The sequence below is a fragment of the Terriglobales bacterium genome (assembly GCA_035573675.1).
Taxonomy (GTDB): Bacteria; Acidobacteriota; Terriglobia; order Terriglobales; family Acidobacteriaceae; genus DATMAB01.
In genome coordinates, this window is the sequence record DATMAB010000007.1 from 33,645 (window position 1) to 57,230 (window position 23,586).

At 65.6% G+C, this 23,586-nt stretch carries 23 protein-coding genes; 14 read left to right on the forward strand and 9 right to left on the reverse strand.

What is annotated here, in order from left to right:
- Positions 1-2: 2 nt before the first annotated feature.
- Genes VNK82_01270 through VNK82_01280 form a run of 3 tightly spaced genes read left to right on the forward strand, consistent with a single transcriptional unit; the run spans position 3 to position 7,012 of the window.
- On the forward strand, positions 3-1,451 hold the full coding sequence (locus tag VNK82_01270; GenBank protein ID HXE89572.1) for a glycosyltransferase: 1,449 nt from the start codon (positions 3-5) through the stop codon (positions 1,449-1,451).
- A complete protein-coding gene (locus tag VNK82_01275; protein ID HXE89573.1) occupies positions 1,441-4,251 on the forward strand; it encodes a hypothetical protein in 2,811 nt (936 codons plus the stop codon). The genes VNK82_01270 and VNK82_01275 overlap by 11 nt, the downstream gene beginning before the upstream one ends.
- Complete coding sequence (locus tag VNK82_01280) at positions 4,199-7,012, forward strand: tetratricopeptide repeat protein (GenBank protein ID HXE89574.1); 2,814 nt, start codon at positions 4,199-4,201, stop codon at positions 7,010-7,012. Before VNK82_01275 ends, VNK82_01280 begins: the two co-directional genes overlap by 53 nt.
- Positions 7,013-7,076: 64 nt before the next feature.
- Here VNK82_01280 and VNK82_01285 read toward each other — a convergent pair whose 3' ends face one another.
- From VNK82_01285 to glgC, 6 genes are all read right to left on the reverse strand, one after another.
- Positions 7,077-8,510: a DUF4097 family beta strand repeat-containing protein gene (locus tag VNK82_01285; protein ID HXE89575.1), complete on the reverse strand. Its 1,434-nt coding sequence runs from the start codon at positions 8,508-8,510 to the stop codon at positions 7,077-7,079.
- Positions 8,510-8,818 carry a DUF5668 domain-containing protein gene (locus VNK82_01290; GenBank protein ID HXE89576.1) on the reverse strand — a complete coding sequence of 103 codons (309 nt, stop codon included), beginning with the start codon at positions 8,816-8,818 and terminating at the stop codon, positions 8,510-8,512. The genes VNK82_01285 and VNK82_01290 overlap by 1 nt, the downstream gene beginning before the upstream one ends.
- Positions 8,815-9,513, reverse strand: coding sequence for a B-box zinc finger protein (locus VNK82_01295; protein ID HXE89577.1), 699 nt, complete (start codon positions 9,511-9,513; stop codon positions 8,815-8,817). The genes VNK82_01290 and VNK82_01295 overlap by 4 nt, the downstream gene beginning before the upstream one ends.
- Positions 9,510-10,259, reverse strand: a complete 750-nt coding sequence (locus VNK82_01300; GenBank protein ID HXE89578.1) for a zf-HC2 domain-containing protein — start codon at positions 10,257-10,259, stop codon at positions 9,510-9,512. Before VNK82_01300 ends, VNK82_01295 begins: the two co-directional genes overlap by 4 nt.
- Before the next feature lie 23 nt (positions 10,260-10,282).
- Positions 10,283-10,882 (reverse strand): sigma-70 family RNA polymerase sigma factor, encoded by a 600-nt coding sequence (locus tag VNK82_01305; GenBank protein HXE89579.1) that lies wholly within the window; start codon positions 10,880-10,882, stop codon positions 10,283-10,285.
- Positions 10,883-11,235: 353 nt separating this feature from the next.
- Positions 11,236-12,642, reverse strand: a complete 1,407-nt coding sequence (glgC, locus tag VNK82_01310) for a glucose-1-phosphate adenylyltransferase (GenBank protein ID HXE89580.1) — start codon at positions 12,640-12,642, stop codon at positions 11,236-11,238.
- A 61-nt stretch (positions 12,643-12,703) separates the two neighbouring features.
- Between glgC and VNK82_01315 the strand changes: the two genes are divergently transcribed.
- The 5 genes from VNK82_01315 (at position 12,704) to VNK82_01335 (ending at position 16,899) form a co-directional block, all read left to right on the forward strand.
- Complete coding sequence (locus VNK82_01315; GenBank protein ID HXE89581.1) at positions 12,704-13,024, forward strand: hypothetical protein; 321 nt, start codon at positions 12,704-12,706, stop codon at positions 13,022-13,024.
- Positions 13,024-14,649, forward strand: coding sequence for a methylmalonyl-CoA mutase family protein (locus tag VNK82_01320; GenBank protein HXE89582.1), 1,626 nt, complete (start codon positions 13,024-13,026; stop codon positions 14,647-14,649). The genes VNK82_01315 and VNK82_01320 overlap by 1 nt, the downstream gene beginning before the upstream one ends.
- A gap of 43 nt (positions 14,650-14,692) precedes the next feature.
- The gene (locus VNK82_01325; protein ID HXE89583.1) at positions 14,693-15,889 is read left to right on the forward strand and encodes an ATP-binding protein; all 1,197 of its coding nucleotides are present in this window, start codon (positions 14,693-14,695) and stop codon (positions 15,887-15,889) included.
- The gene (locus tag VNK82_01330) at positions 15,886-16,584 is read left to right on the forward strand and encodes a response regulator transcription factor (protein HXE89584.1); all 699 of its coding nucleotides are present in this window, start codon (positions 15,886-15,888) and stop codon (positions 16,582-16,584) included. The genes VNK82_01325 and VNK82_01330 overlap by 4 nt, the downstream gene beginning before the upstream one ends.
- 105 nt (positions 16,585-16,689) lie before the next feature.
- Complete coding sequence (locus tag VNK82_01335; protein HXE89585.1) at positions 16,690-16,899, forward strand: hypothetical protein; 210 nt, start codon at positions 16,690-16,692, stop codon at positions 16,897-16,899.
- 112 nt (positions 16,900-17,011) lie between these two features.
- Here VNK82_01335 and VNK82_01340 read toward each other — a convergent pair whose 3' ends face one another.
- Entirely contained in the window at positions 17,012-17,179 is a 168-nt protein-coding gene (locus VNK82_01340) for a hypothetical protein (GenBank protein ID HXE89586.1), read from the reverse strand.
- Between the two features lie 172 nt (positions 17,180-17,351).
- Here VNK82_01340 and VNK82_01345 point away from each other — a divergent pair, with 172 nt between their 5' ends.
- The 5 genes from VNK82_01345 (at position 17,352) to gcvPB (ending at position 22,127) form a co-directional block, all read left to right on the forward strand.
- Positions 17,352-17,549: a hypothetical protein gene (locus VNK82_01345; GenBank protein HXE89587.1), complete on the forward strand. Its 198-nt coding sequence runs from the start codon at positions 17,352-17,354 to the stop codon at positions 17,547-17,549.
- 83 nt (positions 17,550-17,632) lie between these two features.
- The gene (gene gcvT / locus VNK82_01350; GenBank protein ID HXE89588.1) at positions 17,633-18,793 is read left to right on the forward strand and encodes a glycine cleavage system aminomethyltransferase GcvT; all 1,161 of its coding nucleotides are present in this window, start codon (positions 17,633-17,635) and stop codon (positions 18,791-18,793) included.
- Between the two features lie 21 nt (positions 18,794-18,814).
- Positions 18,815-19,204, forward strand: a complete 390-nt coding sequence (gcvH, locus tag VNK82_01355; GenBank protein HXE89589.1) for a glycine cleavage system protein GcvH — start codon at positions 18,815-18,817, stop codon at positions 19,202-19,204.
- A gap of 98 nt (positions 19,205-19,302) precedes the next feature.
- On the forward strand, positions 19,303-20,628 hold the full coding sequence (gene gcvPA / locus VNK82_01360; GenBank protein HXE89590.1) for an aminomethyl-transferring glycine dehydrogenase subunit GcvPA: 1,326 nt from the start codon (positions 19,303-19,305) through the stop codon (positions 20,626-20,628).
- Positions 20,625-22,127 carry an aminomethyl-transferring glycine dehydrogenase subunit GcvPB gene (gene gcvPB, locus VNK82_01365; protein ID HXE89591.1) on the forward strand — a complete coding sequence of 501 codons (1,503 nt, stop codon included), beginning with the start codon at positions 20,625-20,627 and terminating at the stop codon, positions 22,125-22,127. Before gcvPA ends, gcvPB begins: the two co-directional genes overlap by 4 nt.
- 78 nt (positions 22,128-22,205) lie before the next feature.
- On the opposite strand, the gene VNK82_01370 is transcribed toward gcvPB, so the two are convergent.
- Together VNK82_01370 and VNK82_01375 are read right to left on the reverse strand one after the other, a co-directional pair.
- A complete protein-coding gene (locus VNK82_01370; GenBank protein HXE89592.1) occupies positions 22,206-22,598 on the reverse strand; it encodes a RidA family protein in 393 nt (130 codons plus the stop codon).
- Positions 22,599-22,649: 51 nt separating this feature from the next.
- The gene (locus tag VNK82_01375; protein HXE89593.1) at positions 22,650-23,198 is read right to left on the reverse strand and encodes a DUF2911 domain-containing protein; all 549 of its coding nucleotides are present in this window, start codon (positions 23,196-23,198) and stop codon (positions 22,650-22,652) included.
- 74 nt (positions 23,199-23,272) lie between these two features.
- Between VNK82_01375 and VNK82_01380 the strand changes: the two genes are divergently transcribed.
- Positions 23,273-23,545, forward strand: a complete 273-nt coding sequence (locus VNK82_01380; GenBank protein HXE89594.1) for a hypothetical protein — start codon at positions 23,273-23,275, stop codon at positions 23,543-23,545.
- The last annotated feature ends 41 nt before the right edge of the window (positions 23,546-23,586 follow it).

The following is a 23,586-nucleotide window of genomic DNA, read 5'->3' on the forward strand; positions in this document are numbered from 1 at the left end:
GCATGGAACAGCACATCGCACTGCGCATCCTGGATTACCTGAACACGCTGATCCTGATCTATTTCATCGTGACCAACCTGGGGTACACGGTGCTGATGGCGATCTCGCTGTACAGCGTGACGCAGCACTCGAAGTACGCGCGCAGCCGGGGGTACGCGGACCTGGCGGATTCGCCGGTGACGCCGCCGGTGGCGCTGATCGTGCCGGCCTACAACGAGGAAGCGGCGATCGTGGACACGGTGACGGCGCTGCTGAACCTGAACTACCCGGAGAAAGAGATCATCGTGGTGGACGACGGGTCGAGCGACCGCACCGTGCAGGTGCTGGTGGACGCCTTCCAACTGGTGCGCATGGACCTGATCTACCGCGAGCAGGTGCCGGCCAAGAAGCCGTACGCCTTCTACCACAACCACCGCCGTCCGGAACTGACGGTGATCTCGAAGGAGAACGGGGGCAAGCCGGACGCGCTGAACGTGGGCATCAACATGGCGCGCAGCCCGTATTTCTGCACGGTGGACGCGGACTCGATCATCGAGCGCGACGCGCTGCTGCGGCTGATGGCGCCGGTGATGCATTCCAGCGTGAACACGGTGGTGAGCGGCGGCATCGTGCGTATCGCCAACGGCTGCAAGCTGAAAGACGGACAGATCGCGGAAGTGGGGCTGCCCAAGAGCTGGCTCGAGATGTGCCAGGTGGTGGAGTACATCCGCGCCTTCATGTTCGGGCGGCCGGCGTGGAACTTCCTGCAGGCCACCTTCATCGTGAGCGGCGCCTTCTGCATGCTGCACAAAGAGACGGTGGTGCTGGCGGGCGGATTCTCCACCTCCACGGTGACCGAGGACATCGACATCATCGCCACGCTGCACCGCTATCTGCGGGAGAAGGGCTGGAAGTACCGCATGGTGTTCACCAGCGACCCCATCTGCTGGACCGAGGCGCCGCACACCCTGGCCATGTTCGCGCGCCAGCGGCGGCGCTGGCAGCTGGGACTGATGCAGACGGTGATGAAGAACCACGACATGATCCTGAATCCGCGCTTCGGGACGCTGGGCATGTTGAGCATGCCGTTCCACGCCTACATCGAGGCCATGGGGTGCCTGATCGAGGCCTTCGGATTCTGGCTGATCATGCCGCTGTCGTTCATCCTGCGATCGATGCCGCTGGGCCTGTTCCTGCTCTTCCTGTTCCTGGCGGTGGGGTACGGCACGCTGCTGTCGATGGGTTCGGTGCTGCTGGAAGAGGCGACGCTGCGCCGCTATCCCAAGCTGAGCCACGTGCTCAAGCTGATGGGATACGCGGTGGTGGAGAACCTGGGATACCGGCAGATCGTGGCCATCTTCCGCGCCCAGGGGGTGCTGCGCTTCTTCGCCGGCATGCGCCGGTGGGAGGTCGTGCGGCACAAGGGCCTGGAAGGCGGCGAAGGCTACACGGTGGCGCAACATGAAGCTTAAGGACTGGATCTTCAACCGCGTGCTGCTGGGGATGCTGCTGTTCTTTGTGGCGGTGGGGGTGTGGGAGTTCAAGCTGAAGCCCGATTACCGGCCGCACTACAACCTGGCGGTGGCGCATTACCAGAAGCAGGAATACCAGCAGGCGCTGACCGAACTGGACACGGCCTCGAGCATCGCTTCCAGCCGTGTGGAAGTGATTCTGCTGCGGGGCTGGACGCAGCTCAAGCTGCGCCATTTCACCGAAGCCGAGTACGAGTTCAACCGCGTGCTGCAGTACTTCCAGCACGACAAGGAAGCGGTGGAGGAAGCGCAGACCGGGGCGTCGTTCGTGGCTTTGGAAACCGGCCGGGGCTCGATGAACGCCGAGGCGCTGCGCAAGGTGCTGGAAGGGCGGCGCGGCGATCCCAACGTCCGCATCCTGGTAGCGGGCGCGCTGCAGCGGGAAGGCAAGAACCTGGACGCGGCGGTGATCTACCGCGAACTGCTGAACGACAAGAGTTACGGCGAAGCGGCGCGGGTGGCGCTGGACAGCATCTTCGGGCGCAAAGGGTTCGAGAACGACCCCATGCCGACGGAGCTGGCGCCGGCGCGCAAGCCCAGTGAGCTGACCACGCCATTCCGGGCCTCGGCGGGAGCGCTGTGGCGGGTGGCCGGCGGGGGACAGCAGCGATTCTACGTTGCAGGAGTGAACCTGGGCCCGGCGGCCCCGGGCTACTTTCCGGGAGCGCCGCCGCAGGAAGGCGGGACCTACCTGCAGTGGCTGCGGCGGGCGGGGGAAATGAACGCCAACGTGGTGCGGGTGTACACCCTGCTGCCGCCGGCGTTCTATCGCGCCTACCGGCACTACCGCGACGGCGGCGGGAAAGCCGTATTGCTGCAGCAAGTGTGGATAGGCGATCCGCCCAAGGGCGACCTCTATGATTCCGCCTTCACCGAGGAGACCAAGGCCACGATCCGCAACGTGGTGGATGCCATCCACGGCCGGGGCGACGTGCCACCAAGCCCGGGCAGGGCGGGGGGCGTGTTCGAGCACGATCTGGCGGCGCAGGTGGCGGGACTGCTGCTGGGCGGCGACGTCGATGCCGAAGCGATCGGGCAGACCAACCTCATCAACCCGGGCAAGACGGGATACAGCGGGAAATACATTTCGGCCGCGAGCGCGACCCCGGCTGAGGCGTGGTTCGCCGAGATGCTGGACTATCTGGTGAGCTACGAAACCGAGACCTACAACTGGCAACATCCGGTGGCGCTGGTGAACCATCCGGAGCTGGATCCCATCCGGCATCCCACGGAGTTGCCCAGCCAGGAAGCCATTTCCATCGACGAAGGCCGGCTGCGCCCGTCCGCCGAGTTCAAGGCGGGCCTGTTCGCAGCCTACGACGTCTACCCATACCAGCCGGACTTCATGGTGCAGGACCCGCAGTACGTGCGAGCCCGCGACGCCGAGGGACCCAACCCGATGGCGGGGTACCTGCGCGACCTTCGGGCACGCATCCCCCACCCGCTGGTGGTGACCGAGTACGGCGTGCCGGAGTCGATGGGCATAGCGCGGCTGTCGCCGGCGGGCTGGAATCAGGGCGGGGCGGATGAGAACACGCAGGCGACGATGCTGGCGCGCCTGGCGCGCGCCGTGCGGGATACGGGGTGCGCCGGCGGGGTGGTGTTCGAACTGGCCGACGAGTGGTACCGAACCGCCTGGCTGACGCGCGACTTTTCCAATCCGCCGGACCGTACGACCCTGTGGCTGAATGAGCTGAGCCCGGCCAGCCAGTTGGGCGTGATGGGGTATCGCACCAGCCAGTGGCGGCTGTTCACGGGCCGCGACGCGGACTGGCAGCGGGCCACCACCCTGTATCAAGCGAACGAAGGGGGAGACGCGGCGACCAGCATCCGGCGGGTGCAGGCCGCGGCGGACGAAGGCTTCCTGTACCTGCGCATCCAGGTGGCCTGCCTGGATTGCAGCGGCGGGGGACGGCGTCCGGACGGCAAGCCGGATTTCGACCAGGCGGCGTGGGGTGTCGCGCTGAACACCATCCCGACACTTTCCGGCATCCGCGGGCTGCCGTTTGGGGTGAGAATGGAACGGGGCGCCAACTTCCTGGTGCTGCTGATGGGGGAACCCGGGCAGGCCAAAGTGCTGGTGGCAGATAATTACAATCCGTACGAGATCACCGGGGGCAACGATCCCCGGCAGCAGAGAGTGGAGCACCGCCGGCCGCTTTCGCTGCGACTGACGGACAGCGGGGCATTCGTGGACCAGATCGTGCAGCCCAATCCGCCGCGGGAGGGCCGCGGCGGCGTGATCTATCCCGGACAGACCTGGAACCGCAGCGGGCTGCGGTACGGCAACGGCGATCCTGAGGCCAAAGACTACGATTCGCTGGCCGAGTGGTATGCCGACCTGAAGACCAGGAGCGTTCTGGTTCGTATCCCCTGGGGCAAGCTGCTGATGACCGACCCATCGAGCCGCAAGGCGTTCAGCGGCTTCGATCCGTCGGGCAACATGCAGACGTACCCCACGCAAGGGGTGGACGTGGCGGTGTTCGCCCTGCGACCGGGAGCCGGGGGCGCGCTGCCCTCGCTGGTGATGGCGCTGCCGGCGGCGAGCGGCGGCCGGATCGACGCGCCCAAACAGGTGACGTGGACAGGATGGGATTCGGTGAATCCGGAACCCTACTTGAAGAAGGCGTACTATGCGATGCAAAAAGAATTCTCGGAACAGACTCGCGCGCAGGTGGGCGCTGACGATGGCAGCCGCATGGCTGCTGGCCGCAGCTCCCGCAGCGCACGCGGCGACTAAAGCGCAACTGCTGGCCCAGGGCGACCGCGCCATGCGCGCGGGCAAGTACGCCCAGGCGTGCGAAGCCTACGGCAAGGCCATGCAGGCGGGAGCGGCGCTGGATCGCGACTTCGTCCGGGCGCAGAACCTGGGGCTGTGCCACCTGCGAGGGCAGCCCAAGGATGCGGTGAAAGCCGCAGCCTGGCTGGAGACGGCGTGGAAGCTGCGTCCGGCTTCCTCCGACACGCGCTTCCTGCTGGGCCATGCGCTGGCCGAGGCGGGCGAGACCGACCCGGCGCTGGAGCACTACCGCGCGCTGGCGGAAGCGAATCCTGCCAATCCCAAGTATGCGCTGGCCGCAGCGGACCTGCTGCACGCGCTGGACCGCGACGACGAAGCGGTGGCGACGGTCGAACCGTATGTGACGCGCAATCCGAAAGACACCAAAATGCGCATGGAGTACGCGCGCCTGCTGGGGCTGGCCAAGCGCTATGACCACGCCAAGCGGGAGTACCGCACCGTGCTCGAGATGGAGCCGACCAACACGTCGGCGCAGATCGGGATTGCGCGGGTCACGGCCTGGGCCAAGGATTATCCCGAGGCCATCCGCCTGTACGACGAGGTGCTGAAGAAGCGGCCCAACAACTACGACGCGCAAATCGGCAAAGCCTACGCGCTGCAGTGGTCGGGACAGAAAGAAGAGGCGCGGACGCTGTTCCAGGCGCTGCAACAGCGGAACCCGGGGGACAAGGACGTGGCTGCGGCGCTGGAAGCGATCGAGCGCTCGGAAGCGCGCGCACGCGAAGAAGCGGCGGCGGCCGCACTGCGGGAAGAGCGCCGCCGGGCGTATGAGGAGCAACTGCGGATCGAGGCGGAGCAGCGCGCGGCGAGAGCGGCCGCGGAGGAATCGCTGCGGGCGCTGATCACGCAGGCGCGAGCGGCCAGCGGGCGGGGCGACTACGAAGCCGCGGCCGCCGCCTACCGGCAAGTGCTGGAGCGCGAGCCGGGACACGTGACGGCCCGGCTGGGCCTGGCGCGCGTGTTCGCCTCCGAGCGGAAATACGGGGAGGCGCTGGAGCAGTACGACGAGATCCTGCGGCAGTCGCCCGATAACCTGACGGCGCGCCTGGAGAAGGCGCGGACGCTCACCTATGCGCGCAACTATGAGAGCGCGCTGCCCGAGTTCGAGCGTCTGGTGAAGGACGCGGAGACGGCGCCCAAGCCGGATGTGACGCCGGAGCGGGCGCGGCTGGAGTATGCCCGGGCGCTGATCGGGGCCAAGCGGTATGACGAAGCGCTGACGCAACTGAACCAGATCCTGCCGGAGGGCAAGACGCCGACGGCGGAGGATACCGCGGTGCTGGTGGAGAAGGCGCGGGCGCAGGCGTACGCCAAGCGCTATGACGACGCCCTTCGCAACTACGACCAGGCGCTGCAGGTCGATCCGCAGGACTATGAGGCGCGCATGGGCAAGGCGCGGACGCTCTACTGGACCGGCCGGTCAAGCGAAGCGGGCGCGATCCTGCGCGTGCTGCTGAGCGAGCGTCCCGACGACGGCGACGCCAACTACATGATGGCCACCATCGAGCGCGGACGGGGGCGCAATGCCAGCGCGCTCTCCCTGTTGGACAAGGTCGGAGACCGCGGGGAAGCGGCGACCATGCGCTCCGCCATCCGAGAAGATCTGCGGCCGGTGCTGCGCTTCCGCTATGGCTACGGGTACGAGCGTGACAACGACGAGTTCGACGATCCGGTGGCGGCAATTCTGGCGCACCGGTTCTCGACCGCGCTGGAGTTCAGCCCGCATCCCAACGTGCGCATGACGGTGAGCCAGGGGTTCAACGACTCGATCGGGCGCAGCAACCTGTTCGACGCGCGCTTCGGTCCCACCGCTCTCGCTACCGAGACCCGAGTGGCGGCGGCGTTCCGCGCCACCAAGTGGCTGCGGCTGACGCTGGGCGGCGGCGTGGGAACCACCGGGGGCGGCGAGACGGGCGGGGTCGAAATGCCAAGGCGGGCCCACTTCCTGTACGAAGTACGGCCGAGCATCACGCATCGCGGCCTGCGCCTTTCCGCCAGCTTTTCCCGGGACATTGCGGACTACACGGTGCTGGCCATCCACGACAACGTGGTGCTGCAGCGGCAGTCGGTGAGCGGCAGCTACGACTTCACGCGCCGGTTGCGGCTGAGCGCCAACTACTGGCACGGGATCTACAGCGTGGACCAGCCGGCCCTGTGCGCACCCGCCCCCTGCCAGGCGGATATCGCTGCGCAAGGCGGGGAAATTGCGCTGACGCCGACCCTGTATGAGAACGATCGCGTGACCGTGCGGCTGGGCTACAGCTACGAGATGTACGGCTACAACCGGGAGGACATTCAGTTCCTGCGCGACGTGAGCGGCATCGGATCGGCGGGCTTCTTCACTCCCACCGTCTACCAGAAGCACGGGGCGGTTCCGCAGGTGACCTGGCGTCCGCACCCGCGAGTGGAGCTGGACTTCGAGGGCTTCATCGGGGCGCGGCGGTTCTGCAGCTTCGATGCGTTGGCGACCGACGCCTGTCCGAACGGCCAGCCGACCGTGATTCCGGGACTCACGCCGCAGCCGGCGCAGGAATGGACGCTGGCGGGAGGCATTCGCGGCGAAGCGCGCATGACCTTCGGGCGGTTCTCACCGTCGTTCGGCTACAGCTTCTCGTCCACTGGTTCGGGGTTCCTGGGCCCGATCGGCACGGGGACATATCACACCCACTACGCGTTCGTGGCCCTGGCGATCCGCTTCTAATCGTTGGGGTGGGAGAAAGAAATCGGGCGGCCCGCAATGGGCCGCCCGTTATTTTCAGGGAATGCTAGTCCTGGTCGCTGTCCTTGGGGGTGTGGCCGGAAGGGCCGCTGCCAAATTCACCGCCGCGACGGATCTCGATGGAACCGCGGTCGGCGGTGAGGCGGATGCGGCCGCCGCCCGAGCCCACGGACCCGGCGGCGCGAGCATTGCGGTCCTCGCGGCTGACCACCAGCTCACGGAAGTCGGTTTCGATCTCGCCGCGGTCGGCCGAAGCCTCCAGATGGAAGGCTGCGCCGCTGGGCAGCCAGAGCTGAATGGGCTCCTTGCTGTTGTCGATCGCAATGTTGCCGACGGGAAGCTTGGAGACGTGGACGCCCACTTCGCCGTTGCGATTCTCCAGGGTAAGGTCGCCGGCCAGGTCGTCGAGGTGAATGTCATAGGAGCGAGTGAGGATGCGGCTGGGCCCGGTGACGCCGTGGCCGCGCAGGTCGCCGGAGTCGAAGGTGACCTCGCCCTCGATCCTGGAAGTTTCAAAATCGGTGCGCGACGACTTGAAGCGCGCCGTCTTGGCGATGCGCGCGAAGGTGAGCGGGCCGGAGAACTCGCCGCGCAGCGTGAAGGCGCCGCCGATATCGCTGACCTGCACCTCGTCGCCGCGGCCTTCGACGCTGAGGTCGCCGGAGACGCGCTCGGCGCGCAGGTCGCCGCCACGGAACTCGGCCTCGGCGTTGCCCTTGATCTCGGTCAGCGTGATGTCACCCCGATTGGTCTTCACCTTGACGGCAGCTTCACGGGACAACACCTCGATGTCACCGCGCAGGGTCATCAGGTCGACCGGGGCCCCGGGAGGCACAGAGATCTCCAGGTCGAGGCGGTCGGGCCCGGTCCAGCCCTGATTGGTTTCAATCGTCACCACGTCGCCGCTGACGGTGATCTTGGGGGAGAGGACGTCGCGGCGGCTTTCGGCTTCCGACTGCGAGCTGGCATAGACGATCTTGCGAACGTTGACGTGCATCGTGTTCGCCCCGCCGGGCACGACCTTGATGTCGCCGCGGTCATAGGCCACCTTCAGCGTGCCGTTGGCAGGGAACGGCTGCTGCAGGGTGTCGGTGAACTCGTAGCGGCGGCCGAAGATGCCGGGGAACTCGTCGCCAAAATCGATTTCGCCGCGCATGCGGTCCCAGTCGAACTTCCAGGCAGCGCTGGCCGTAAGGCCGCAGAGCACCAGGACGATCAGCAGGAAAACGCCGCCGGCGCCGAGGCCGCGCGGGGTGTAGCCCTCGCGCTGGGCCTGGTAGTAGTCGATCAGCTTGGACACACCCCACAGAATGATGAGCACCGGCCAGAAGCGCGCGAACAACTCGAAGATGGGCAGGGGATAGCCCATGTTGCGGAGCAGAAAGAGCACACCGATGAGAATGAGCACCAGCGGGCCGAAAAACGAACGGCGGTAGCGTGGAGCGGGCGCGGAAGCGGGAGTCGGGTTGGGAGCGGACATCAGTTCACCTGCGTGGGTGGATTCTGGTCGTGCGTGGAAGGCGTGGCGGGTGTGGCCGCAGCCGCCGGGGGCGGCGGGGTCGCCACCATATAGCGGTCGCGGTGCCCCTCAGCCGAGGCACTGGAGCGCAGGAAGATCATCAAGCCGGCCACAATCAGCAAGATGGGCCAGGACTCGCCGAAGTCGAAGCGAGTGTAGTTGGCCATCAGGAACAGGGCGCCCACGGTAATCAACATCACCGGGCCCATGAGGCCGGAGCGGCGGCAGCGCTCACATCCGCAAGCCGGATTGGGTTTGTAACCGTTCATGATTGCCTCCCCGCATCCGCACTCTGAGCGCGGCGGCGCAGCATCTGGATGCCCAGGGCGATGAGGATCACGGGCCACAACTTGCGCACGGCGCCGAAATACAAAATTCCCATGTTGGAGAGCAGGAAGAGTGTGCCCAGGCCGATGAGAATGATTGCGCCGATGGGAGCATTGGACGGCGCCGCGGTCACCGGCGCACCGGTCCCGCCGCTGATGCCGAGAGCCCGGTAGACGTTCAGGGGATCGGGCGTGGGCTGGCCCATCTGCTTGGCGCGGGCGGACCGGACAGCGTCGAAGATCTGGTAGAAGTAGTAGAAACCCATCGTGATCCCGAACAGCGGCGTTGCGCCATCGCCGTGCTCAATGGCGACAGCCAGCATGGCGAAGAACAGCATGTGCGCCAGGCCCTTGGCGTACTCGCCGTTGTAGACCGCTCCCAGGCCGAAAGGGAAGAATCCGGCCAGGATGCCGGCCACGGTTGGATTGGGGCCGGAAGCGGGCGGGGCCGCGGCCGTCGCGGCGACGAAGCCGGAAGCCGGAGCCGGGCCGGGCAGCGTGTGCTGCAGGCCGGCTACGATGCAATCCTCGCAGTAGATGACGCCACGAACATCACGCTTGCACTCTTCGCAGAGCGGCTTGCCGCAGGTGCGACAGTAGGCTGCGGCGGGCGTCTGAGTGTGGATGCTGCAGTTCATGAAGTGCTCCTGTTGTCCTGGATGGAAGTGACCCCCTGCGGACCCCTCTCCGCAGACGCCAGGGTCACCCCCAGGTCGTGGCGGTCATGGCCGGGCGGGCCGAGCACGCGGCTGGTGTTGTGCCGGTCGCGCTCGGCTGGCGGCTGGTTCTGGTCCTGCTGTTGTTGTCGCTGCTGCTCCTGATCTTCCTGCTCGTCAGTGCCGGCCGCCTTGCGCAGCGCGTCAATACGGGTCTGGAGTTCGTAGACCAGCCGCAGGTTGTCGTAGTAGCGCGTGACGCGTGCGCTGGTTTCGTAGTAGTGGCGCTCCAAGCTCTGGGCGATGGCGCTGGGGCGCAGGTCGGCCAGGCGGATGCTGGCGATCCTCACCCCGGCCACGTTCAGCAGCAGGGAAATGGAGAAGAAAGCCATGCCGAACGACATGGCGAAGCGGGGCTGGCGCACCGGAGCCAGCAGGCTGGCGAACCAGCCGCGGGCGCGCTCGCTCCAGGGAACGGCGGCCTCGCGCGCAGCCAGTTCGCTGGGCACGAAGCCGGTGGTAGCCATGAGGATGTTGCGGGCCAGGCCGGCCGGAGGCTCAACCTCGTCCAGTCTGGCCAGCAGGTTGTAGCCGTCCAGGGCCTCGGTGTAGAGCAGGCCGCAACGCGCGCAGGAAGCAGCGTGGGCCTGGAAGCGTCCCCGGAGGGAGGGTTCCAGAGCGCTCTCCACGGCCTCGGCCAGCAGCGCTTCGAACTCGCTGCAGGGCATCGCGAATTGGTCCTGTCCGCTCATCAACTGACCTGCTTATAGGTACGCTGCAAAAGGCGTGCCAGTTCCGCACGCCCGCGATTGATGCGGGATTTGACCGTCCCCTCCGGGACCTTCAGAGCCTGGGCAATTTCCTTATAGTCCATGTCCTGGAGGTCGCGCAGGATGACGGCTTCGCGCAATTCCGGGGAAAGCTTTTGTAGCGCCTGGTGAATCTTCTCGCGGGCCTCGCGGGCTTCGATGCCCTGCTCGGGCCCGCGGGCCGGGTCTTCCAGGCGCTCGCCGGCGGTGGGAGCTTCCGGCTCGGCGGAAGGGGCGGCGTCGAGGGAGTCGGTGACGCGGTCATGCTTGCTGCGCCGGAAGTGGTCCACCAGCAGGTTGCGGGTCATGGCAGTGAGCCAGGCGGCAAAGGAGCCGCGCTCGGCGTCAAAACTGGCCAGCGTCCGGTACACCTTGATGAAGACTTCCTGTGTGAGATCTTCGGCGTCGTGCGCAGAGCCGGTAAAGCGATAGCAGAGGTTATACACCCGCCGGTTGTGGGAACGAACGAATTCCTCCCAGGCCACGGCATCGCCGGCCAGGCATCGCCGGATCAGCGCTGCGACGGCTTGGGTATCCTCCAACCGGCACTCCCTGCGAACTCCGGTCCAGCGTTCTTATGGATGGGTACGAAATCCGGGAGACGAAAGTTCGCCCGCAATTTGGTCTGGGAAAGGCATTGTAACAGCCGGAAGAAGGGGAGTCAGTGAGGGGAAGAAAAGGGAAAGGCCGCCTTCTCCAGGGACTAAAGCCCGAATTCTTTTCGTCCTCTGCTCGGCACGGCTGAAGCCGTTCCCTGATACGGGGCAACCGCCGGGACGCCGGCGCAGCCATGCCAGCCCACGGGATCCCTCGTCCGCGGTCGCGACTCCGGATGGCAAACCAGGAATCTGCGAACCGCGAACCGCGAACTGAGAACTGAGAACTGAGAACTGCTTTACTCCGATGTGAAGTAGTCCACGGCCACCGGATTCTCGAACAGGGAGAAGTCGCGGGTGACAACGGTGATGCCGCTTTCGGTGACGAAATAGCGCTGGCGGTCGGCTTCCGGGTCGTAGCCGATCTCGGTGCCCTCGGGGATGTGCACGTCGCGGTCGATGATGGCGCGGCGAATGCGACAACGGCGGCCGATATTCACGTGCGAGAAGACGATGCTGGAATCGACCTCGGAGTAGGAGTTCACGCGCACATCGGGGGAAAGCACGCTGTTGCGGACCACGCCGCCGGAGACGATGCAGCCCATGGAGACGACGGAGTCGATGGCGGTGCCCATGCGGCCGGGGTCGCCGAAAACGAACTTGGCCGGCGGATACTGGCGCTGGAACGTGCGAATGGGCCAGGCCTTGTCGTAGAGGTTGAAGACGGGCTCGACTGCGACCAGGTCCATGTTGGCTTCGTAGTAGGCCTCCAGCGTCCCCACGTCCCGCCAATACAGGGCTTCCTTCCTGTTCTCGTCGATGAAGTTGTAGGAGTAGACCTTGTAGTCCGCGACCATGCGGGGAAGGATGTCGTGGCCGAAGTCGTGCGAGGAGGCCGGGTCTTCCGCGTCCTTGAGCAGCACCGGCAGGAGCACGTCGGTGTTGAAGAGATAGACGCCCATCGAAGCGGAGATCTTTTCCGGGTGGTAGGGCGAGCGGACCGAGGTTTCCTTGGGCTTCTCCAGAAAGCCGCGGATGCGGCCGCTGCCATCCACATCGGTGACACCGAAGCGGTGGCACTCGGCGGGATCGACGAGGATGGTGGCTACGGTGACGTCGGCGCCGGAGTCGTTATGCTGCTCGAGCATCAGGCCGTAGTTCATCTTGTAGATGTGGTCGCCGGAGAGAATGAGCACGTGCTTGGGCTGCTCCGACCCGATGGAATAGATGTTCTGGTAGACGGCGTCCGCCGTGCCCAGGTACCAGTTCTCGCTTACCCGCTTCATGGGAGGCAGAATCTCGATGAACTCGCCCAGATCGCGGGAGACGACGTTCCATCCCTCGCGGATGTGACGGTTGAGAGACAGGGCCTTGTACTGGGTGAGGATGAAGATGTGGCGCAGGTCGGAGTTGATGCAGTTGGAAAGCGTGACGTCGATAATGCGGTAGATGCCCCCGAAGGTGACGGCGGGCTTGGCGCGGTCGCGGGTGAGAGGATACAGGCGTTCGCCGGCGCCTCCGGCCAGCAAGACTCCGAGCGTGTCCTTCATGATGGCTGCCGTCGCGGGCCGTGCCGTGCGCTCCCGGTGAAGTCTCGACCGGAAGCGCGCGACCAGGGTGGAAACTCGATGGTACCACAGCGGGTGCGAACGCTTGCGCGAGGGAGAGCTGGGCTTTCCCCTGCGCTTTGGCTGGCGAGCCGGCATGTGAGCGGGGGCGGAGACGGCAACTTACAGCGCGCCAGGACAAACCGGTTACAATGCGGCCGTGAGGCCCTCTTCCAGCGCGCGTGAGGCGGCGCGGCTGATCGTGGCCGGGCGGCGCCATCCGTTGCTGGCGGCGGTGTGGGGAGCCCTGCGTGGCGCGGTGGCGGCTACCCTCGACGCGCTGCGGCGGCTGGGCCTGGAGATTGCCGGCTTCTTCTTTGTGGTGTTCGCAATTTTCGGAATGGGCGCAGGGTGGCGCGAGTACCAGGCCTACCGGGAAACCGGCATCGGCGAGATGCGGCTGGCGGTGACCGCAGCCTTCGTGATCGCGTTTCTTTGGTTCGGCGTGAGTTCCTTCCTGCGAGCGCGGCGAAAGGATTGATGGCCAGGAAGACCAGGACACCGGAGAAGGCATTCGAGCGGGCCGTGCCGAAGGAATCGCCGGCACGCATCGAGCCGCAACCCCTCTACACGCCCGCGGACCTGGAAAACTGGGACTACGAGCGCGACGTCGGCTACCCCGGCGAGTTTCCCTACACGCGCGGGGTACAGACCACGATGTACCGCGGGCGGTTGTGGACCATGCGGCAGTATGCGGGCATGGGCGACGCGGAAGAATCCAACCGCCGCTACCGCTACCTGCTCGAGCACGGCACCACCGGTCTTTCGGTCGCGTTCGACCTGCCCACGCAGATGGGCATGGACTCCGATCACCCCATGGCCCTGGGCGAGGTGGGCAAAGTGGGCGTGGCCATCGACTCGATCGAAGACATGCAGCGGCTGTTCGAGGGCATCGACCTGACGAAGATTTCCACTTCGATGACCATCAATGCCACGGCGGCCATCCTCCTGGCGCTGTATGTGGCGGTGGCCCGGCGACAGGGAGCCGACCTGCGCAAACTCTCGGGCACGGTGCAGAACGACGTGCTGAAGGAATACATCGCGCGGGGGACGTACATCTATCCGCCGCAGCAGGCCATGCGCATCATCACCGACATGTTCGCGTGGGCGAACGGCGAGGTGCCGGAGTGGAACGTGATCTCCGTTTCCGGCTACCACATGCGGGAAGCGGGCTCGACGGCTGTGCAGGAGGTGGCGTTCACGCTGGGCAACGCCATGACCTACGTGGAGGCGGCGCTGCGCGCGGGCCTGGACGTGGACCGGTTCGCGCCCCGCATCTCGTTCTTCTTCAACGCGCACAACAACGTGCTGGAGGAGGTGGCGAAGTACCGGGCGGCGCGGCGCATGTGGGCGCGCATCATGCGGGAGCGGTTCCGGGCGAAGAATCCCCGGTCGGAGATGCTGCGCTTCCATACCCAGACGGCGGGCTCGACGCTGACGGCGCAGCAGCCGGAGATCAACATCGTGCGCACCACGCTGCAGGCGGTGGCGGCGGTGCTGGGCGGCACGCAGTCGCTGCACACCAACAGCTACGACGAGGCGCTGGGCCTGCCGACGGAAGACGCGGCGCGTATCGCGCTGCGCACGCAGCAGATCGTGGCCTACGAATCGGGAGTGGCCAATACCATCGATCCGCTGGCGGGGTCGTATTACATCGAGGCCATGACCAACGCCATCGAGGAGCGGGCCACGGCGTACCTGGAGAAGATCGAGGCCATGGGCGGCATGCTGCGCGCCATCGAGCGTGGCTACGTGCAGCAGGAGATCCAGAACGCGGCCTACGAATATCAGCGCGCGGTGGAAGGCCAGGAAGCCATCGTGGTGGGCGTGAACCGTTTTACGGTGGAGGAAGAACGCTCAGTGCCGGTGCAGCGCGTGGACGAGGCGCTGGAGCGCCAGCAAGTGGAACGCCTGCGGGCGCTGCGGGCACGCCGCGATGCAGCCAGGTGGAAAGCCGCGCTGGCGGGCATCGAGGCGGCCGCCGCAGGGGGTGAAAACCTGATGCCGCGCATCCTGGAAGCGGTAGAAAGCTACGCCACGGTGGGCGAGATCTCCGATGCCATGCGCCGCGTGTTCGGCGAGCACAAGGAGACGGTGGTCATCTAGCCGGACAAGGGTCCATGTCGTTTTTTCCTTCTTCGCGGTCCCAATGATGCGCGTGCCAGGGTCAGTGGAGAGCGCCTGGCGGCGGTTCCGGCAGCGGACATACGCCGGCTATTTCGCCGCGGTCGCGGGCGTGGGCCTGGTGACGCTGCTGCTGGCGCCCTTCTACTACCGGATCGATTCGGTGGTGGCGGCAGTGTTGCTGCTGATGGTGGTGCTGCTGGTGGCCACCGGGTTCGGGAGCCGGCCGGCCTTGCTGGCGTCGCTGCTGGGCATGGCGTACCTGAACTTCTTCTTCCTGCCCGGCTTCGAGTTCGCCCTCGCCCAACCTGACGACTGGGTGGCGCTGATGGCGTTCCTGGTGACCTCGGTGACGGTGGGCGAGCTGTCGTCGAAGGCGCAGCGACGGGCGCAGGAGGCCGAGGCCGGGCAGCGGAAGATCGGGCAGCTCTACGAGGAACTGCAAGGCGCGTTCGATCGCGCCAGCCATGCCGAGGCCCTGCGGCAGAGCGAACAGTTGAAGTCGGCGCTGCTGGACGCGGTGACGCATGACCTGCGCACGCCGCTGACTTCCATCAAGGCTTCAGTGACCACGCTGCTGCAGGAAGGGCGTGCTCCCAGGGAAGGCTTGAAGTCGGAGGGCCGCCGCGAACTGCTGCAGGTGATCAACGAAGAAGCCGACCGGCTGAACCATTTCATCGAGGGCCTAGTGGAGATGGCGCGCATCGAAGCGGGCGACATCGCGGCCCGCCGCGTCTGGAGCACGACCGAAGAAATCGTGAAGGCAGCCCTGGGGCGCGCCGAGCCGCTGCTGCGCGAGCATCGCGTGGAGGTGGGCGTCGAAGGAGGAACGCCGCCCCTGCGGGTGGAGCCGAGAGCCATCGCCCAAGTCATCTTCACGCTGCTGGAGAACGCCAGCCAGTACGCACCGCCGGGAACGCGCATCCAAGTCCAGGTGAAGAAGTCGGCGAGTGGGGTGGAATTCGCCGTGGAGGATGAGGGGCCGGGCATCCCCGAGACGCAGCGCGAGCGCGTGTTCGAGAAGTTCTACCGCGCCAGCGCCGCAGAGAGAGCCGGAGCCGGGCGGCCGGGCGGGATCGGGATGGGGCTGGCAATCGCGCGCGGCATCGTACACGCGCACGGCGGCGTCATCCGCGCGGAACCGGCGAGGGCTGGAACCGGGACCCGCGTGGTCTTTATGCTCCCCGTGGAGGCGGGCGTGGAACCGGCCGAAACGCAATGAGCAGCGAACTGCCGCGCATCCTGGTGGTGGACGACGAACCGCAGATCACGCGCGTGCTGCGCGCCGGACTGAGCGCCGGCGGCTACGCGGTGCGCACCGCGGCCGACGGCGAAGCGGCGCTGGAGTTGTTCCACGACTGGTCGCCGCACCTGGTCATCACCGACCTTTCCATGCCCAACCTGGCCGGGCTGGAGCTGTGCCGGAGGCTGCGCCAGGTGTCCTGCGCGCCGATTATCGTGCTTTCGGTGAAGCAGGAGGAAGCCACCAAAATCGAGGCGCTGGATGCGGGCGCTGATGACTACGTGACCAAGCCGTTCGGCATGGACGAGTTACTGGCGCGGGTGCGGGCGGCGCTGCGCCGGGCGCCACCGGGGACGCACGAGCAGGTGACCGTGCTCGAGGCAGGTGAGTTCCGCATCGACCTGGAGGCGCGTGCCGTGCTGGTCGCTGGCAGGGAAGTGCACCTCACGCCCAAGGAGTACGACCTGCTGGTCTACCTGATGCGGCACGCCGGGAAGGTGCTGACCCATAAGACATTGCTCGCGGCCATCTGGGGAGGGGCCTACGTGGGACAGACGGAATCGCTGCGCGTGCTGGTGGCCGCCCTGCGCAAGAAGCTGGAACGCGATCCGGCGTCACCCAGGTACATCCTCACCGAGCCCTGGATCGGCTACCGGTTCGAGCCCGGAGCCTGAGCCGTCGGGTCCTGCAAGCTTACGATTTTTTTATTTCTTCCTTACGCCCTTCTTGGCGGCGGATTGCTAGCGTGGATAGCCGAAAGGAGGGTTTGAAACCCACATATGAAAAAGACGCTGATCACCATCTCGGCATGCCTGCTGGCGTTGACGCTGGCCACCCCCGGCTTTGCCAGCAAGAAGAAAAAGGCGGAGGAGAGCACCACCACCAGCAGCGAGACTCAGCAGAGCTCGACGAACACCAAGAAGTCCACCAAGAAGGCCAGCAAGAAGTCGCAGGAACAGAAGTCGGGCGAAGCGCCCAAGAGCCAGTAGCGCTTCCCCAACCCGGAGCCGCGCCCGCGGTTCCGGCGCCCCCAAAGGCGAGCCCCTCACCCGGCTCGCCTTTGTCTTTTCCGGGAGGATGCGAACGGCGACCTGCTGCTTTTCAGTACTGCGCCTGGAAGTCGCAGGCTTCGCGGCAATCGAGGCAGTAATACATGCCGTCCTGGCAGAGGCGAACCTGGTGGCCTCCCTGGCAGAGGAAGCAGTACTTGTCGCAGGTGCACTTGGCCTCTTCCTGGCCACAGATCGCGCAGCGGAACGGGTCAGCCATGCCGTGCAATGTAGCGCGTTTCAAGCGGAAGGGAAAGGGGGCCCAGGCGGGTGCTCCGTGGGGGATTTCCCGGAGCCGGAGGCGCCTCTCGGTAGAATGGAAGGGGAGAAGCTTCGCACTCCCGGAGGCCAGTGTGGCGCTACGCGTGTGTCCGAAATGCAAGAGCCACAGCGTGCATCGCTCGCGTCGCCGGAGCTTCTATGAGCGGTGGGTCCTGCGGCTGGTGCTGCGGCGTCCCCTCCGCTGTCACGACTGCAACTGGCGCTTCTATGGATCGGTGTTCAGCCAATCGGCGTGGCCTGCAGGACGCGAGCCGGTAGAGCCGCAGGTAGAGGAACAGCCTGCCCGCAATGGCGGCGTCGACCGTTGACCGTCCGAAAAACCGCGTGATAACGTAGCTTTTCTGCCATCTCAGCGGGCCGGCAACAAGCGACCCTACGAAGGAAATCCTAATTGTCCCCGACAGTCGAGGCGACTGCGCCGACGCTCCGGAAGACCGCGCTCAACAGCGTCCATCGCCAGATGGGCGCCAAGATGGTGGACTTCGGCGGCTGGGACATGCCGGTGGAGTATCCCGCGGGCTGGGGCGGACGCCCGGGCGGACTCATCCAGGAACACTTGGCGGTGCGGACCGCGGTGGGAGTGTTCGACGTCAGCCACATGGGCGACGTGCGGGTGCGCGGGCGGCAGGCGCTCGAGGCCGTCCAGCACATCACCATGAACGACGCCTCGCGGCTGGCCGTCGGGCAGGCGCAGTATTCCGCGCTGCTCTACCCGCAGGGCACGTTCGTGGATGACGTCATCGTGCATCGCACTGGGGAGAGCGATTACCTGCTGGTCATCAACGCGGGCACGCGGGAAAAAGACGTACGCTGGGTACGCGAGAACAGCCGCGGTTTCGACTGCGAGGTGATCGATGAGGGTGATGACTACACCCAACTCGCGATCCAGGGGCCTCGTGCGGCTCACCTGCTGGCCAAGCTGACCGACGTCGAGCTCGGCGACCTCAAGAACTACTGGTTCACCACGGGGAAGGTGTGCGGGCTGCCGCGGGTGCTGATCGCGCGTACCGGCTACACGGGCGAAGACGGTTTCGAGATCTACATTCCTTCCGATGCAGCGACGAGCGCGCGTGTCTGGCAGGAAGTGCTGGAGGCCGGGGACGCATTCGGCGTCCTGCCGTGCGGCCTGGGCGCGCGCAACACGCTGCGCCTGGAGGCCAGGATGGCGCTCTACGGCCACGAGATCTCGGAGTCCATCACGGTGTGGGAGGCGGGCCTGGACCGCTTCTGCAAGATGGAAAAAGGCGAGTTCATCGGGCGCGAAGCTCTGGCCAAACAGAAAACGGAGGGCGTACGCCGTGTCCTGGTGGGGCTGGAGATGATCGAGCGCGGCATCGCGCGCGACGGCTACAAGGTGATGGACGAGGGAGGCCGGGAGATCGGCTTTGTGACCAGCGGCTCCTTCGCGCCCTATCTGAAGAAGAACATCGCCTTGGCCTACGTGCCGCCGGAGGCGGCGGTGCTGGAGACGGTGCTGCAAGTGGAGATTCGCGGCCAGGGCGTGAAGGCCCGGGTCGTCCCGACGCCCTTCTATAAACGCAGCCGCACATAGCTGGAGGAGACCGGAGCGAGCATGGCCTACCCCAAAGAACTGAAGTACACGAAAGAACACGAATGGATCCGCATGGATGGCACGAGCGGGCTGATCGGCATCACGGACCACGCGCAGCAGGCGCTGGGCGACATCGTGTTCGTCGAACTGCCCAAGCCCGGCGCGAAGATCACGGCCATGCAGGGGTTCGGCACGGTCGAATCGGTCAAGGCGGTCTCCGACCTGTTCGCCCCGGTCTCCGGCACGGTGACGGCGGTGAACGAGGAACTGGCCACCGCGCCGGAGAAGATCAACAGCGATCCGCACGGGACGTGGATGATCAAGGTCACGCTGGATAACCCGGACGAGCTGAAGGGATTGATGTCCGCGCAAGAGTATGAGAGGTTCGTCGCGCAAGAAGGAGGGAATTAAATCAGTGAATCATTGAGTCCTTGAATCATTGCAACGCTGCCTGCAGCGTCTCCGAGAAGTCATGCAATGATTCGACCACTCAATCCTTCAACGCCTGCATGCGTTATCTCCCCAAATCTCCTTCGGATCGCGAGGCGATGCTGCGCGAGATCGGCGCGCGCTCCATCGACGACCTGTTCTCGCATATTCCCGCCGAGTACCGCCTGAACCGCGACCTGAAGGTGCCTCGGCAGATGGCGGAAGCGGAGATCGTGGAATATTTCCGCGAGCGGGGCGCCGGAACGGCGGCCGACCACGCCAGCTTCCTGGGCGCCGGCGTCTACCAGCACTACCGGCCGGTGGTGATCGACGCGCTGGTGTCGCGGGGCGAGTTCTTCACCGCCTATACGCCCTACCAGGCGGAGATCGCGCAGGGCACGCTGCAGTCGATTTTCGAGTTCCAGACCATGATCTGCGAGCTGACCGGGATGGAGGTGGCCAACGCGTCGATGTATGACGGCTCCACGGCCGTGCCGGAAGCCGCCATGATGGCGGCGCGGATTACGGGGCGGCACGCGGCGGTGGTCGCGCGTACGGTGCATCCGGAATATCGGGAAGTGCTCGCCACCTATGTGCAGCACGACGGAATGAAGGTCAACGAGGCCGGCTACGGCGAGAACGGCCGCGTGGATGCCGGCGCGGTCGAGCGCGCGGTGAGCGACGAAACGGCGTGCGTTGTGATCCAGTCGCCGAACTTCTTCGGGACGATCGAAGATGTGAGCGCCATCGCCGAGATCGCCCACCGCAAGGGCGCGCTGCTGGTGGTGGTGATTGCGGAAGCAGTCTCGCTGGGCATTGTGCGGCCGCCGGCAGAGGCGGACATCGTCGCCATGGAGGCGCAGTCGTTCGGGGTGCCTGCGGGATTCGGCGGACCGTTCTGCGGCGTGCTGGCCACGCGCGAAAGATACGTGCGCCAGATGCCCGGGCGGCTGGTGGGCGAAACCCGCGACCGCCACGGACGCCGAGGCTTCTGCCTGACGCTCTCCACCCGCGAGCAGCACATCCGGCGGGAGAAAGCGACTTCCAACATCTGCACCAACCAGGCGCTGGTGGCGTTGATGGCCACCATCTTTCTTTCCGTCTACGGACGCGAAGGGTTGAAGGAGCTGGCCACGCACAACCTGGCCAAGGCCGCCTATGCGGCGGGCGAGTTCGGCAAACGGGCAAAGGTGCTATTCGACGGCGCGCCACGCTTCCATGAGTTCGTAGTTGCGACCGAGGAAGACCCACACGAGCTCAACCGGCGCCTGCTGGAAAAGAAGATCGTGGGCGGCTTTCCGCTGAAGAAGTTCTATCCGGAACTGGGAAACGCGTCCCTGTGGTGCTGCACGGAGCAGACGAAGCGCGAATCCATCGATGCAGCGGTCGAGGCGGTGCGGGCATGAGCGGTGCGCGCAAGGCCACCACCCACGTCACCCAGAACGAGGGTCTCATCTTCGAGAAGTCGTCGCCCGGCAAGGCGGCCTGGAAACTGCCGCCGCTGGATGTTCCTCCGGTGGACGCCGAGAAGCTGCTGGGTGCAGCGAGGCGTTCCGACCTCGGCCACATGCCGGAGGTCAGCGAGATTGAGATCATCCGCCACTTCACGCGGCTTTCCACCTGGAACTACGGGGTGGACACGGGCCTCTACCCGCTGGGCTCGTGCACCATGAAGTACAACGCGCGGGTGAACGAGTTCGTGGCCCGGCTGCGCGGGCTGGCCGAAGCGCACCCCTACCAGCCGCAGCGGCTGTCGCAGGGGGCGCTGCGCATCCTGAAGACGCTGGCCGACTGCCTGCTGGAGATCACCGGCATGGAGGCGATCACGCTGCAGCCGGCGGCGGGAGCGCATGGCGAGCTTACCGGCATCCTTATGGTGCGCGCGTTTCTTGAGGCGCAGGGGAATCCGCGCAAGAAGGTCCTGATCCCCGATTCGGCGCATGGCACCAACCCGGCGACCGCAGCTATCTGCGGCTACGCGGTGGAAAACCTGAAGTCGAACGCGGCCGGCATGGTGGATGTGAGCGCGCTCGAACGGCAGATGAACGAAGACGTAGCCGCGCTCATGCTGACCAACCCGAACACCCTGGGTGTGTTCGAGCAGGAGATCCACAAGATCGCGGATATCCTGCACGCCAAGGGCGGGTTGCTCTACATGGACGGCGCCAACATGAACGCGCTCGTAGGCAAGACCCGGCCGGGCGACTTCAACGTGGACGTCATGCACTTGAATCTGCACAAGACGTTCTCTACGCCGCACGGCGGCGGCGGCCCGGGGTCAGGCCCGGTGGCGTGCAAGCGGAAGCTGGAGCCCTTCCTGCCGCTGCCGGTGGTGAAGGAGAACGCGGACGGCTCGCTCGAATTCGACTACGACCGGCCAAAATCCATCGGCCGCGTGCGGGCGTTCTACGGCAACTTCGGCATGCACGTCCGCGCCCTGGCCTACATCCTGGCCAACGGTCCTGATGGTTTGCGGCAGACCACCGAAGACGCCGTCCTCAATGCCAACTACATCCGCAAGAGGCTGGAGGGCGTGTACGAGCTACCCTACAAGACGCCCACCATGCACGAGGTCGTGTTCAGCGACAGGAAGCAGGCCGCGAAAGGGGTGAAGACCGGAGACATCGCCAAGCGGCTGATCGACTATGGGTTCCATCCCTACACCACGGCATTCCCGCTGATTGTTCCGGGCGCGCTCATGATCGAGCCGACGGAGAGCGAGTCGAAGGAAGAGTTGGATCTGTTCATCGAGGCCATGCAAGCCATCGCGGATGAAGCCGAGCGGGAACCGCAGATCATCCTGGACGCGCCGCACACCACGCGAGTTTCACGGCTGGATGAAGTACAGGCCGCCCGCAAGCCGGTACTGCGCTGGCGCCCGGCGATGCGCGAAGCCGCCGACTAGGCGCTCAACCACAAAGGACACAAAGGATCACGAAGGAATTCACGCTCACCACTTCGTGTTCCTTCGTGCCCTTTGTGGTTAAGGCTTCTCCACGATGGCCTCGGCTTCAATCTCGACCAGCATGTCGGGGTCGATCAGGCGGGTGACTTCGACCATGGTGGTGGCGGGGCGGATATTGGCGAAGAACTCGCCGTGAGCCCTGCCGATCTGCTCCCAATCGTCGATGTTGGTGACGAAGATGCGCGTGCGCACTACGTCGGCGAGTGAGGCGCCGGCGTTCTTCAGCGCGCGCTCGATGTTGCGCAGGGTCTGCACGGTTTGGGCATACGCATCGCCGGCGCCGACAATGAGTCCGTCCTTATCGGTGGCGGTGGTTCCGGAGACGTAAATGCGGTTGCCCACGCGCACCGCGCGTGAGTAGCCGACCACGGGCTCCCAGGGTGTGCCCGAGGAAATATTCTGCCGCGCCATGCGGACCTCCCTAGTCCTCACATGCAACTGCGGCGACCTGCCGCGACGCGCCTACTTGGCCGTCAAGTCCACCCAGGCGCGGGTCTTCTCCCAGTCCAGGCGCAGCGTGGCGCCGTTCGTTCCCTTTGCCATCAACGAGATAGTGAACTGCTCGACCGGGATCTCGATGAGTTCGGTCTTCATATCGACGCGAGCCAGGTCTTGCTTGGCGTCATAATCCGTGCCCCACTGACCAGTCTGCTTGTTGATGATGAGCTTCCAGCCTTTTTCATCGGGGATGGTGAACAGCGTGTACTTGCCCTTGGGGACGGCGACGCCGCCGATGGTGAGATCGGCCTCGGTGATCAACTCCGTGGCCTCGTTCGCGCCCGTACGCCATACCTGACCGTAGGGCACCAGCCCTCCGTAGATCTTACGCACAGCTCCGGTCTTGGGGTCTTTCATCTTCGGGCGGCTGTAATTGATGGTGATCTTCTTGCCCGCGATGGTGATCTCAGCCGTGCCCGGCGGCGACGGGCGCTTGCTCTTATCCTGCTGCTGGGCGAAAAATGCCACGCAGGCGAAAACCGGAACGAACAGGGAAGCGAGGATTCGGCGCATTGAAGACCTTCCTTACCTGGGATTTGCTACCGGGGACAGTCTGCCGCCTGCCCGGCAAAGGGTAGAATTATCGCATGTCCGTGTTCGACGAGAAGCAGGAAGAGCTGCAGAAGTACGAGTTCATGATGGGAGTCCCGCGCGGCCGCCTGGCCGTCACCATGGACCTCCTTACCGACGCCATGGTCCTGGTGGGCCAGCACGGCGTCTACTGCCAGAGCCAGCGCTATCCCGACCGCCCGGTCATGGACGTGGAGCTGGTGCTCAAGTCGCTTACCGACGCCAAGGAACTGGTGCGTGCAGTCATGGAAGAGCTGCGCAAAGAGCGCGAAGGAAAGACAACGGCCTGAGTTGTTTAACCACAGAGGCCACAGAGGAACACAGAGCTAGG